Annotated in this window: 14 protein-coding genes; all 14 read right to left on the bottom strand. The window is 34.7% G+C overall.

Annotation, left to right across the window (positions count from 1 at the left end):
- Positions 1 to 10 precede the first annotated feature (10 nt).
- A complete protein-coding gene (locus BDI_RS00200) occupies positions 11 to 709 on the bottom strand; it encodes a WecB/TagA/CpsF family glycosyltransferase (RefSeq protein ID WP_005855168.1) in 699 nt (232 codons plus the stop codon).
- A gap of 14 nt (positions 710 to 723) precedes the next feature.
- On the bottom strand, positions 724 to 1,917 hold the full coding sequence (locus tag BDI_RS00195) for a hypothetical protein (protein WP_011965867.1): 1,194 nt from the start codon (positions 1,915 to 1,917) through the stop codon (positions 724 to 726).
- Between the two features lie 9 nt (positions 1,918 to 1,926).
- Entirely contained in the window at positions 1,927 to 2,415 is a 489-nt protein-coding gene (locus BDI_RS00190) for a serine O-acetyltransferase (protein ID WP_005855164.1), read from the bottom strand.
- Positions 2,416 to 2,592: 177 nt separating this feature from the next.
- The gene (locus BDI_RS00185) at positions 2,593 to 3,690 is read right to left on the bottom strand and encodes a glycosyltransferase family 4 protein (RefSeq protein ID WP_011965866.1); all 1,098 of its coding nucleotides are present in this window, start codon (positions 3,688 to 3,690) and stop codon (positions 2,593 to 2,595) included.
- Positions 3,666 to 4,502: a polysaccharide deacetylase family protein gene (locus BDI_RS00180; protein WP_005855159.1), complete on the bottom strand. Its 837-nt coding sequence runs from the start codon at positions 4,500 to 4,502 to the stop codon at positions 3,666 to 3,668. Before BDI_RS00180 ends, BDI_RS00185 begins: the two co-directional genes overlap by 25 nt.
- Positions 4,503 to 4,513: 11 nt before the next feature.
- Complete coding sequence (locus BDI_RS00175) at positions 4,514 to 5,482, bottom strand: GNAT family N-acetyltransferase (RefSeq protein WP_005855157.1); 969 nt, start codon at positions 5,480 to 5,482, stop codon at positions 4,514 to 4,516.
- A gap of 5 nt (positions 5,483 to 5,487) precedes the next feature.
- On the bottom strand, positions 5,488 to 6,120 hold the full coding sequence (locus BDI_RS00170) for a hypothetical protein (protein WP_005855155.1): 633 nt from the start codon (positions 6,118 to 6,120) through the stop codon (positions 5,488 to 5,490).
- A gap of 10 nt (positions 6,121 to 6,130) precedes the next feature.
- On the bottom strand, positions 6,131 to 7,075 hold the full coding sequence (locus BDI_RS00165) for a hypothetical protein (protein ID WP_227742525.1): 945 nt from the start codon (positions 7,073 to 7,075) through the stop codon (positions 6,131 to 6,133).
- A gap of 329 nt (positions 7,076 to 7,404) precedes the next feature.
- Complete coding sequence (locus BDI_RS00160) at positions 7,405 to 8,565, bottom strand: glycosyltransferase (RefSeq protein WP_005855151.1); 1,161 nt, start codon at positions 8,563 to 8,565, stop codon at positions 7,405 to 7,407.
- The gene (locus tag BDI_RS00155) at positions 8,562 to 9,656 is read right to left on the bottom strand and encodes a glycosyltransferase family 4 protein (protein ID WP_005855148.1); all 1,095 of its coding nucleotides are present in this window, start codon (positions 9,654 to 9,656) and stop codon (positions 8,562 to 8,564) included. The genes BDI_RS00160 and BDI_RS00155 overlap by 4 nt, the downstream gene beginning before the upstream one ends.
- Positions 9,653 to 10,372, bottom strand: coding sequence for an acyltransferase (locus BDI_RS21365; RefSeq protein WP_005855146.1), 720 nt, complete (start codon positions 10,370 to 10,372; stop codon positions 9,653 to 9,655). Before BDI_RS21365 ends, BDI_RS00155 begins: the two co-directional genes overlap by 4 nt.
- 1 nt (position 10,373) lies before the next feature.
- Positions 10,374 to 11,804 carry a lipopolysaccharide biosynthesis protein gene (locus tag BDI_RS00145; protein ID WP_011965864.1) on the bottom strand — a complete coding sequence of 477 codons (1,431 nt, stop codon included), beginning with the start codon at positions 11,802 to 11,804 and terminating at the stop codon, positions 10,374 to 10,376.
- Entirely contained in the window at positions 11,797 to 12,396 is a 600-nt protein-coding gene (locus tag BDI_RS00140; protein ID WP_005855142.1) for an acyltransferase, read from the bottom strand. The genes BDI_RS00145 and BDI_RS00140 overlap by 8 nt, the downstream gene beginning before the upstream one ends.
- Positions 12,397 to 12,561: 165 nt before the next feature.
- Positions 12,562 to 13,680 (bottom strand): hypothetical protein, encoded by a 1,119-nt coding sequence (locus BDI_RS00135; protein ID WP_005855140.1) that lies wholly within the window; start codon positions 13,678 to 13,680, stop codon positions 12,562 to 12,564.
- Positions 13,681 to 13,708 lie beyond the last annotated feature (28 nt).

Raw genomic sequence — 13,708 nt, 5'->3', positions numbered from 1 at the left:
TATTCTCTGTTTATAATTTTTTTATCAATAACCACCATGCGTATCTTATCAAATGAATCTGTCGTTTGAGGCGCTTCGGTTCTTTTATTAGACGATAGGCAAACTCTAGATTATGCTCCACCCACCATTTCGGGGCGCGCTGGACATGTCCGGTATAGACATCAAAACTGCCGCCTAACCCTTGGAATATTGCCCGATGTTGCCGCTGAATTTCCTCCATCAGCAATTCCTGCTTAGGTGAGCCCATTGCCACAAACACCACATCTGGCTTCTTCTCCACTATATCATCTATCAATTGTCGTTTCTCCTCATCCGTCTTGATATAGCCGTTACGGTAACCTACAATTTGGATATCCTCATATTCAAAACGTAGTTTCTCTACGGTCTCATTTATGATTTGCTGCTTTCCACCAACTAGATAGAATGTTTTTTCCCTGTAAAAGCGAGTAATAATTTTTAGCCATAGTTCGCATCCGGGAATCTTACAGGCACCTTTATAACCTTTCTGCTTTAAAGCCATTTGCGCACCGGCTCCATCACAATACCCAATATTTCGATTGATGATGACACGTGTTTGTTCCGTGGCATGCAATATCTTTTCAGCATTGATCGCTATCAACATGCCTTTATGCGTATCCACATAATGCAATAGTTGCTGTTCGGAATCGAAAGGGAATATTTCGACCCCGTTCAATGAAACTTTATCCATAAAATCAAAAAATGTTATTCGGAAAGCAAATAATGGATCATAGCATTAAACATAAATGCGTTACTCCATCGCATATATGATATTTTAGAACTGATTCCAGATTTCAATTGATAATAGAAATACCCTTTTTTGTCCTGCATATTCAGTATAGTCCATTGCATCACCCTTTCTGCCAAATCACGGTGATTGCCAAATTCGTGCAATCTCGAAAGTGTTACGAACAACTGTCCAGGACAATGAATGTCAATGGGAAACATGCGATTATCGTAATACTTAGGCGTTCCATCCTGTTCAAAAAAGTGCTGGATATAATAGTTAAATCCTTTCTCTATATATCGTTTGAAACTCTCGTCACCTGTCATTTCCTGATAAGCGATAAGTGCATCCAGATTATACCCTGTATGAAAACTATCCACCCAATTCTGTACGGGCAACATTCCATATACCCAAGCACCGTCGTTTCGTTGCCCTGAACAGCAAGCCCGTATAGTTTGTACGGCTAATTTTCGATATTCCTCTTTTGAGGTATAATGATAGCAAAAACTCAGCAACCGAGCCCCCAGCAGTGAAGCGTTGAATACTGTATCATTTCCTTGCAGCGGACTATACGAAAACAAGAATCCTTCCTTATAAGATGTCCGATGCAAATCTTTGATTATAAAGTCCGCTGCAGAAAGTGCCACCTCCAAATATTTCGTATGTTTTGTTATTTCGTATGCCTCCATCAGAGCTGTGGCACAAAAATTTGTTGCCACAATCGTAGGAGTGTATTTCGGAAAAAGGAAAAGCCTTCTTGCCTGCCAATCGAAGTTATATCCCCAGCAAGATCCGCTATATCCTTTTGACTGCAAGGCAATCAGCAAATTAGCCAATTCTGTAATTTTTTGACGACACTCTTGCTTTGACCCAAGCTCCTTTTCTCTCTCTGGATGTTTTTCTATAACTTTATATAGGTTACAATATCCTGAAAGAAAGAGCCCAATGCCTTTGGCATTGTATTCTTTCGGCACAAGTGCCAATTTACGCAAATTTATCGGGCACCGCTTAAAGCCTTGTATCACCACTAATCTGCATACTGCTGACTTTTTCAGCAATGGCAATGCTTGAAATACTTTGGAGTTTAGTCCGTCATATGGATCCCACCCTTTGAAATCCTCTCGTTCACAATATTTTTTTAGCTTATAAAAAGCATCGGCTATATCATTCATTGATGTTATTCATTTTGTCAAAAATGGCATATGACCTTCTTTATACTTTGGATTTGTTTCAATCGCATAATCAAGATTTTTTCTCCAGCCAATAATCTTTGCCGGACATCCTGCAACGATAGCACCTTGGGGAACACTTCTGTTAACAAATGAATTCCCTGCGATTATTACATCATCTTCTATTACAACAGGACCGGCAATAATAACATTAGGACCCACCCAAACATTATTCTTTAGATGAGGAACTTCTTTGTATGGGAACTGCCGTACAGTAGAAAATCGTAATCCTAATACACAATTTTCTCCAATTTCTGTTCCCGGTATTAGGACCGTGCTAATCCCTTTACACACACAATATGTCCCTTTCCCTATTTTTGAATCAGCAGTTATTTTTGAATTGAAAATGAGAAAAATCAATAGTTGTACGATTTTAGGCAAAACAGGAATATGTTGTTCAAATAGCCAACGTTCGACCCTGTAGAGTAATATAATGTTCATATGAAAATGTGTTATTGTTTTTACTTCCAACATCAAACGAGCACCTTCTTTGATAAAAATATATTGTGGATAATTGTGTCAAATATGATAATATCACCAATAATGAAGTGCGCTCCCTAAAAAAGTTAGACACAAAACTTTCGGGCAGATTATCTACGCTCCACCCCCTGTTACAAATTAATGCTCTCTATGCTCTTGATTCTTAAAATATTCATAGTTTAATGTATTTTCAAATTTTCGGGCAACAACAGATGCAATAAAATGGGTTCTTGCATATTCGGAATTATAGAGTGATACACTCTTCATTTTAGCAGAACTCTCAATGTATGGTTTCATCGCTTCTGCAAAAACTACTGGGTCTAAAGAACTTGATATATATCCCATCTTTCCATTTTCAAAGAAATCTATTAGACCACCCACTTTTCTGGTAAAGATAGGAAGTCCGAAAATCATTGCTTCCAAAACTACAGTTGGCATACCTTCCGTATAACTTAGAAACAAATACATATCAGCATTAATGTATTCCTTTTTAAAATCTTCACCACATAACCTTCCTGTAAAGCGGACATCCTTTATTTTCTTATTCTCAACATATTGTTTCAACTTGGGAAGTTCTGAGCCATCACCAACAAAAGTCAATGTTAGATCTTTGTATTGTGACTTCAGTATTGAAAATGTATCGACTGTTTCATATACACCCTTGGCCTTTTCTATTCGCCCACTATACATAATATTTTTAGCCTTCCCTTGTCTCATCGAAAGATCAAAACCTGAAATAAAATAATCTGGTACTTTTGTTGAAGTTAGATGTATATCAGATTTTACCCCTCTTCGTATTAATTCATTCTTAAATTCTTGGGATAACACAAAAATACACAAGGCTTTATTCAAATTGGTACTTATCCATTTCCAGTCTGCATTTTTAGCATATTCGAAATTGAAACCATGAATAAATACAGATGTTTTCTTCCTAAAAAATCGACAAATATTTAAATATATAAAATCTCGCTTTAAGGCTTTATCTCCAAGCGATGGGTTAAGGAGTATAATATTCGGGCGAAAGGTTAGCAGACGAAATATAAATTTAAAAATATCCCAAGGCAACCAATACTTACCGCTTCCGCTTTTTCCTCCACGCCGACCGACAACATTGTATTTAACATTTTCGGTCCAAAATGTACGTAATCCGATATAATGATTAGCAACACCACCTCCCAAAAACTTGAGACTCGGAGTGTTTATCAATAGCTTCATTTTTTTAGAATATCTTGCCATATTCCCAATATTTTAGATAAATTTTCATAATACCCTCCATATGTATTCATTGCCATGCGAGGTATTCTGTAAAGGTTGGTATGATTTATTTGTATGGGGATATATTCTGTTGTAAAAGCCATTTTATACCCCGCTTTTTTTACCGCTTCGATTTCTCGATTGGAAAAGTTTCCATTCGGATAACTGAATGCTTCGATTTTATGATGGAGTAGATTTTCTAAATAAGCTTTGGAGCTGTTCAACTCATACGATAGTATCTCATCATCACAGTTAGTTAATATGGGATGTGACATTGTGTGAGACTGTATGGATACTAACGGATGAGATGCAATTTTAACCAATTCTTGCTCAGTTAGAACGGAACGCTCAAGTGAGTATTTCTTTTTTAAGGATTCCAATGATGAAACGAATTTTTTATAACTCATCAATTTCATTTTATTCCTTAACTCAATTCCATCTGCAAGCGCATATTCCCACCAAAAATTACCGGAAAGCAGAGGATCGATAGAAACGAATATCGTGATTGGTGCTTGATATTTGTCGATAATCGGAATAAGATTCAAATTCGATTGCCACCCATCGTCAAACGAAAGGTAAGCAACTTTCCCCTCTTGCCTAATTTTACCCGACAAAATAGCATAACACTCTTGGAGAGTTATAAAACGGTAACTTTTCTTTTTACACCACTCCAAGATGGATGTGAACGTTTTTGGAGCTGGGTCGTGAAAATATATCGATAAAAAATCGGGTTCTTTCCTGCCGAATTTACCTATTTGATAAAGCGCATATCCGACTATTTCTCGTTTGTTCATTTTTCTCTCTGTTAGTATTGATGAGCTTTTCGTATGAAGAAATTGTAAACACAAAATGCTAGGGAATAGATTCTTTTTTTACTCCAAATCCACTCTCCATTATATTGTACTGGGTATCCTCCTGCACTATTTTTAAAGACGTATACAGAATCTGTCTCATTGTTACTTGGCGGAATCCTTGAAAAATCAAAGACCTTGATTCCTTGTTCTTTTAGATGATCAAAAATCCGCTCCATCATAAAATGGGTTGCTGAATATTTTCTTGATTCGAAGGAATTGGCAGCAAACACATCGGCAGCCATTCCGTTTTTTATGTACACAATTCTGGCGCAAAGAGGAATATCATCTTTTAAAGTATAGAATAATTTGAAATTGTCGTCTTTTAGAATCTGCATCAGTTGATTGGGAACAAGATCATATCCCAGTCCTTTCATCTCTTTGAGTTCTCCAAACATGCGACTTATTTCCTGTGCATTTTCTAATGTCGGTTGGTCAATAGCCTTAAACACGAGATTTTCTGATAAACTTTTCTTCAAATTTCTGCGCCAGTTTCGATCTGTATCACGGTCTTCCTGAGTCTGAATGAATATAGTCAAAGGACATACACGATTTCCTAATGGGCGTATAAAACCCGCCCTGCGCATTGATATTTCATAATTACACGAATATTCGCTTACACTATTGTAAGTAATCATATTGCATGATGCTTCCTCTATCACATTTTTCCAAAAATGTTGAATCTGCTTATTCGTAATCGCTGTTTGCTTTATTTCACCTTGAATATCCAATATTTTTCCAACCAATGGTTTCTTTATAATTCTCCCCCAGCAACATATATTTGGAGCTGATTTATCATCCACAAAATGAATGAAGTGAGAGCCACTTTCATCTTTATAATTCTCCCATGCCAAAGTTTGTTCAAAAGGAATATATTCAAACTTCTCAACGATTTGAAAAAAAGTATCTTTGTCTATTATCATTGTTATTATTTATTGGAATATTTACTGAGATATATTTTGGAGCCTATTTTAAACACATAAAATATTTGATCTATATCAAAACGGCATTTTCTTTGATTAACCATAGAGGGCTTATTGTAAGAAAAGACTATTGTATAAGCTTTTTCTATCTTGTTGTGTTTTAATTCATTTAGACGCCATTTGATCATATAATTATGATAACCGTTCCCTCTAAAATACGAATGTGTGTAAGCATCAAATAATAATGCGGCCTTGTCGTTTTTAAACAATATGGTATCTTCATTATATGCAATAATTCCGAATGAAATCCATGCACTACAGGCTAAAACCCCATTAACAAACACCCCGTATCCTTTCGTGTTTTTTGTCTTGAATCTTTTTTGTAACGTATCTTTTTTTTCTTCTGTTAGATAAGTGATCCATAGCTCGTTATCATAATCTTCCATTTTAAGTTCACGAACCTCTATACCTTTCTCTGAAAGTGAATAGTCAATCTTTTCAACTGTTCGAGACATCAAGTAACATTTTTCCCATTTGATCTTAAAAACGGCATATATGATGCTTTTAAAGACACGCTGCATCATACCCCAAAACCCATATAACCGTATTTTCTCTTTTATAGAAGATGTTATATTCATAAGTATATTGCTATTTTAGGTATGCCCAAAGATGTTCTTTTATATGCTCGTATTCTTTTGTATTGATGATGGGTAATATGACTATCAATAATGATGTCAATTTTAGATGAGTAACATAATCAGCAGAATAGGCGAAATGGGTAAATAAGAACGAAAATAGAATCATATATCTTAAAGTGATGGAAAATGGGTCTTGTTCTGTTTTGTCATGATACAGAATGACTTTTATAAGCCATAAAGACATAAGCACAGCAAATATCATCCCCCCAGAGAAAACATCACGTGTAAAACCGACGATACCATATATTACATTTCTTTCTTTTGTAGCCTCCTCGTCTTTATAGGAACCAAATCCGGAACCAACAAAAAAATATTTGGCATCGTTTAATGCTGATTTTACTATATTTTTAGTCGTCCCTGACCGACCGGTAGAACTTCCATTGTGTTCACTATTCTCGTAAAACATAGCATACTCTATCATACCTGACAGAATTTCCATTCTATCACCACTTGTTTTTATCCGATCATTTAATTTAAACTGTGTTGAAGTTGCCCCTATTATGTATATAGGAAATAATATGACAGTTCCAATGACTATATATCTTACCTTTTTTCGAAGTTCCATCAAGCGATCGCGACGAATATAGATACGCGTAAAAAAAACAGACAGTACAAGTGTAACAGGAGCAATGAAATAGATTGTGCGCTTACCGCTTGAATATCCCACCAATATTGCAGAGGCTATACACAGCAATATCTCATAAATATATTTTCTTGAAAGTTTATTGTTTGAATACAGCAGAATCACCATACATATTGACAGTACAAGCACCAAGAATGTTGTGGCTGTTGATCCACCTAAACTGGACATATAACCGACGTATCCCTCAATTCGTTCTCCTATGATAAATATCTGAATAATAGAAGCAACTCCTTGCAAGATAACAAGTCCCATTAGAAATTTCAATAAGCGGAGGTACTGATAAATTTCAAAATGAGTACTTCTGTAAATATCATACAAGAAGAAAAAATACAAGACAAACCTGATGCTCTTAAAATAAGCAATTGATGAAGCGGTATATATTGAACATATAAACCCTACTGACAACACAAATAGCAATTTATAACAAAGAGGGTTTAAGATATTTTTATAAGACAATAGTGTTATTCCTATAATGAGTATCTCCAATATAGGTTGAGCAGGAATTGGGGTATATCGTTCCCAAAATCCTTGCGTAAAAACAAGAAAGAGTATTGCATACAAAAAATAAAGCTTTACTCGATTTACTGGCATAGTTTATTGCAAAATTTATAAAGATGGTGTACTTGTGCTTTCCATGTAAATTTTTCTTTTACATAATCGATACACACTTGATTTTTGATGAAAGCATTTGTATTGTCGCGTTGCTCTATGATATGGATAATAGCATTAGCAATCTCCTCAACAACGTGCTCATTATTCATATCATAATAGTATACCATATCGCTGTTTTTATCCAGAATATCTGTAAAACATTCCATGTCAGGTGCAAGCACCGGTTTCCCCATTGCCAGATACTCCATAAGTTTTATAGGACTTGACACCCTCCATGCCATAAAATTGGGAAAGGGAAGAACTGGTAAATCACAACGTGCCACCATTGCTGGCATATCAGATAAAGGTTTGGCATCACATAACTTACACCAATGTCCGATTCCTTTTTTCGAAATATAGGTTTTCAAATCTTTGTCCACTATTTTCCCTATTTGGACCAACTCAATTGAATAGCCCTTTTGAGCTATGATTTCGCACGCTTTGATCAAATCCATATTCCCTCGGGAGTGAGATATGCCGCCATGATAAAAGATTCTGAAAGCTTTGGTATCTCTTGTATAATCATATCTATCAGCATCAAATAAATCTATATTGACACCCGAACTCCAATTAACTGTAGGAATCTCACCATTATTACCCGATAAAGACACTTTTTCAAGGAATGGAGTTATAAAACTTAATCCGTCAAAGGATTTACATGCGTGTTTTATCTGACGTTGATATTGAACCATATCCTTTTCAAAAGTTTCAGGTACAGTGGGTAGTGTCCGTACATCCAATACAAACTTATTATTTTTCCCTAATAACTTATTTAGAAAAATTGCTGGTTTCAGGTATTTTACCAAGTCCTGATTACACATCAAGACATTTGAGTCTGAACCCACAACAAGTTGAAGGGTCTTGAATATTATCAATAGACGAAATTCGAGAAATTTGAGGAATTTATTTTTTATTCGGCCTAAGTAAACAATATTCTTGTCAAAGCTATAATACTCTTTTTTCTCCGAAAAAGAACAATAGTAATATAATTCGCCATCAAAATCTAATACATTTTTTATACATTCTGTTCTTGAAGAATAATTAGTAACTCTGTCAAGTTGCTTTGCTTCAAACCAATGGATTGCATTCATAACACTTCAATTATTTTTTTCATGTTTTTGTTTAAATCATGATTTTCCAACGCATATTGGTAAGATTTTTCACCCAATTCCGATATTATTTCAGGGTGTTCAATCAACTTATGAATGGTTGCTACCAAATTTGTCATGTTGGGAGTTAGGAAACCAATTCCTTGACTAGTGAGAATATCGCTGGGATTAGAATTCATACTGACAACGACAACTTTACGCATCCATGCTTGAACAAATGTATTTGAGAAGCCCTCATATTCACTTGTGTTCACTAAAATATGTGCTTCATTCATCAAATCAAAAACCTGTTCTTGATCAAGACTTCCCAGATAATTTAAATAATCTATATGATTCAGATCCTGTAAAAGATTATTGTATTTAGAAGTGGATCTTCCACACATATACATTTCGATTCTATCCGAATGACCTTTTAAATCCTTTGCTAATTGAACAAACAATTCCGGATGTTTCAACTCTTTAAAATTTGCAACCCAGATAATCTTTATCTTATTGTATTTTTTTTGCAAACATGATTCATCAACAGATGGTGTCATTTGGTTTACTAAAATTGATTCTTTCCCATAACGCTTACTTAACATTTGTTGTTGAAAAACGTTCTGAGCGATAATCACATCTGCACCTACCAAACCTTTATTTATGTAATAGGTTTCGATTTGACTGAATAATGGATATAATGGCTTTCCCAATAATTTTCGTGTTACCGAGCTATCAGATGCTAAAGCGTGAGCATGCTTAACTTTATGGTTTTTTGCATACGAGGTAGCTATACCTATCCATGAGGAACCGATTCTCGTATATATCGTATCCGGTTTGATCGCATTTAATTCTCTTAGTATCTGTTTTTCATATAGGAACCACCCTTTTCCACAGAATTTATAATTCTTCATCTTGCATAAGGGATGCAGCACGATGTTCTCCTTATTTTTTATATCTGTTCCCTTATCTTCAAAGATATAATGAATCTCCCAGTTCTGCTGCTTGCAAGCATTAATCAAATAGAGTATCTGTATTTCTGCCCCTCCGCTTGATTGCTCATAATGAGCAGGATATAATATAGCTATTTTTTTCATTCTATCCCGGCAGCCTTTAAGAATTCTTCAAAACCATCATAAATTCTCTTATGATGTTCAACCCAATAATCAAAGCTATCTCTTAACTGACGTTTATAAGGTAAATGGGGGTACAAATGCATATTCTCTTTATCTACGAACAATGGAAATTCTTCCCAAAATTCATCCAATCGCGGTTTCCGATGAAATCTTTCCTCTATACTTTTTGCATAAGCCAATGCTTCACTTATACATTTCGTACTTCTTTTTTTGTAATAATCCTCCACAGTTCCAACTACACGTGCTGGTACACCAACAGCAACACTATTAGCCGGAATATCATGAGTCACAACAGAGCCAAAACCAATAATACAGTTATCACCGATTGTTACCCCTTTGAAAACAGTACAATTTCTCGCAAAATATACATTATTTCCAATCTTTACTTTTCCTGATTGGGGAATGAATTCATGCCATTTGTTGAGTAAAACATAAAATCCCGCATCATGAGTAAGCAAGGTAAAATTCCTATCAATACGGACATAATCTCCGATTTCAACAAGAGATGGTCTTGTAATGTCTATATTTACAGTTTTAATACAAGGGGTCATCCAAATGTTTTCTCCAATCTTAACACCCTGTTTCCTTAGATAATTTATATATCTTTTCTTAGAAGTTTTTGACAGGTGCAATTCCCAATTCCTTATTCGAGATCGTATAACTCTTTTTATATTCATCTTATTTGCACAGCTTTTTCAAATATGTTATATAAATTGTTTTCAGGTTGATATATGTATGGTCTTTTGTTAGTTCGCATAGCGAACATAAAACCACTAAGAAAAACACAGCACTGAACATATCGCCCCAGTAACCCATTTTGAAGAATGACAAAATCACCTTGCTAACAAAAAATGCCGCTAATGGCTTCCACACAATCGAATACCATATTCGATACTGTTTCTTTGTAGAAAAACCTATCCTCTTTCCACAACACGCAGTGTAAGTGTAGGCTGAAATGAAAGCAGCTACCACTTGCCCAACTACAATCATTTCCAAAGAGTAGGTCATGGTTACAAGCAGTGCTATTATTCTTAATACCGTGTCAAGCAAGGACAAATTCCTATATAACGCCGAATCTCCTTGAATTTTAATGATATTCGCATTAACTACTTTTTGAGGGAACGTTAGTGTGATTAGTATAAAAATTGAGAACAGAGGTGCTGCAGGTATCCATTTTTCTCCCAATAATGCATAAAAGGCAAAATCAGATACAGCCATTAGTAAAAACACCATTGCCGATACGATAAAGGTAAACTTACTGAATACCGATAAGTATAAATCATATCTTTTATTCGGATTCTTTTCGTTTGCGATTATCGGATAACTTGCAGTCATTATTATACTTCGAATAGCTTCGCTTGGAACTGTTTGCATTTTATGTGCCTGATTATAAAACCCCAACGAAGACGAGGAAAATGATTTACCAATAATGACGCTATAAATATTTTCTCCTATTCGATTTATAATATACGACAAAAGAAGATTGGAACTATAAGCAAACATTTCTTTGAATCGTTTTTTGTAAAAACAGAAATAAGGTTTCCATTTTCCAATGATAAGCAACAATATAATATTGAATATTGCAATAACAACAGGTTGCAATGCCAAAGCCCAATATCCAAATCCTATAATCGCTAACGTATAAACCACTACGAATGACAATAGCGAACAAATGATATTGATTTGCGACAATTGTTTGAATTTTAATTGCTTTACAAGTTGAACAAATCCAGTTAATGTAATGGCTTTTAATATAAATCCTATGGCAAGAACCCTAGCTATGTTTGTCAATTCATTGCGTCCGAAAAAAATAGCAATATATGGTGCGGCAATGTTCATTACTGCAAACATAAATAAGGCAACTGCAAGATTATACGATGCAATTGTTCCAAAATCTTTTTTATCGCAATCTGATTTGCGAATAAGTCCGTCATTGAATCCTGCATCACTAAGGCTCATGACGATTGTTGTGAATATGGCAAGCATAGCCACCAAACCATAGTCATCGGGAGACAATATCCTTGCAATAAGGATATTGCTGACAAAACTTATAATTTGCGTACCGAATTTATCAACCGCAGACCAAATGTAATGCTTTGTATTACCCATTCCTTTGCTTGACAACTTTTGCCGGTACACCCGCCATTACTGAATAAGGTGGAACATCTTTATTTACAACTGCACCTGCTGCAATAACAGAACCTTTCCCAATTGTAATACCATCAAGAATGGAAACATTTGTTGCTATCCACACATCATCTTCAATGATAATCCCTTTGGATGTGCTACCTTGAGATTTAATTGTATCATCAAGATTCGAAAATACATGATTCATTCCTACTATTACAACATTCGGAGCTATGGACACATTTGAACCTATTGTTACTTGTGCCAATATGTTAGTATTTCGATTTACAGTCGTATTATTTCCGATTGATATAGAACACTCCATGGATCTAATTAATACATTTTCATGAATAAAAACATTGTTCCCGATATTTACATTTCCTCGTATATCAGAATTATCCATTATATGGCAAGCTTTCCCTATTGACAGTGTTTTAAACCCATAAATGTGAACGTTTTTTCCTTTGTAAATATATTTGCTTGAGCCAAAAACAAAAAGAGAATATAATTGGCTTCTCCAATTCCTACAAAGTTGATTTACTTTATTGAAAACTCTTAGTGAATTGTAATTCATTGTATTAATTTTTGCAAACTATATTATAATCAAATAAGAATTAAAGCCATCGGAAATTTCCCCTGGCATCTGAATCAGTCTTTGACAATATAAATCTATCTTAAATTAACGTGTTATTTTTATTATAATGCGATGGTTGACATCAGATAGTGCTTAGCTACCTATTTAATGAAAAAATTGCTTGAAAACAACCATCCAAAATGGTTTTTGGTCGTGCTTGCTAAACACCATAAACCGATCTGTTTTCTTAACATCTTTAAGCCAATTACTCAGGCTGATCTGTCTATGTTTGACATTTTTAAAATCTTGAAATTCCGGCATCACAAGTACCTCTCTCATTGAATCATAACATAATTCACTTTCTATGTTTTCACCGCAATTATAAAGATACCATATATATGGAAGATTCATACCGGAAGCTGTAACACATATCGAGTTCCCATCATTGCGGAAATTTATTTCCATAAAGTAATCAGTACCATTCTTATCCCGAATAAATTCAACACTAAAAAGTCCTGAATAACCTGTGCTTCGTATAAACTCAAAACAAGAAGATTTATCGTAGGTAAACTCTTTAATTGGGAAATATCGCAAAAATCCCGTGTTGCCGTTCATAGGTTGACGAAGTATTATTGATACTCCCGGAATAATTATTTTATCCCCTTCCTTAATAGAACAGCCAATAAGCTGAAATTCAATATCTTTTGAGATATACTCCTGAATTATTATTTTATCGCATCTGCAATGATTTAAATATTTTCTTAACGCACTTTCGTCCTCACAAATAACAATATCCGATTTTGAGCCGTTTTTGCTTACAAGAGGTTTACTGATACATGGGTAAGTAATCGATTCAAATTCAGGATTTGCCGTCGAAATGATAATTGATTTTGGAATATTTAGTCCGCTTTTTACAGCAAGTTGTGCCATTGCACCTTTGTCCATGAAGTGAGTTATCATTCCTTCATCCTTTGAGCCCGGGAGTACAAAATCTTTGGAAAGATTATTGTGGTTCATATCGAGATAACTGGAAATGCAATCATTACAGGCTATAACAATAGCTTTTTCTGCTGTCGTGTGAAGAGAATACATAGCCGATGAAATTTCATTTATATTTGTCACTACTATCTTCTTCTGAATATATTTACTATAACCTACAAATGGTTTAGGATCGTATGGAGATAAAACAATTAACAACGACTTTATACCTTTTTCACCTAAGCTTCTAAGTATTGATAAAGTATTGTGATGATTGCCACCTATAACTACTACTTCTCTATTCATATTATATCGTTTAAATCTGTAGTTGTTT

The organism is Parabacteroides distasonis ATCC 8503, from assembly GCF_000012845.1.
GTDB lineage: Bacteria > Bacteroidota > Bacteroidia > Bacteroidales > Tannerellaceae > Parabacteroides > Parabacteroides distasonis.
This window is presented reverse-complemented; position numbering and strand designations above follow the sequence as displayed.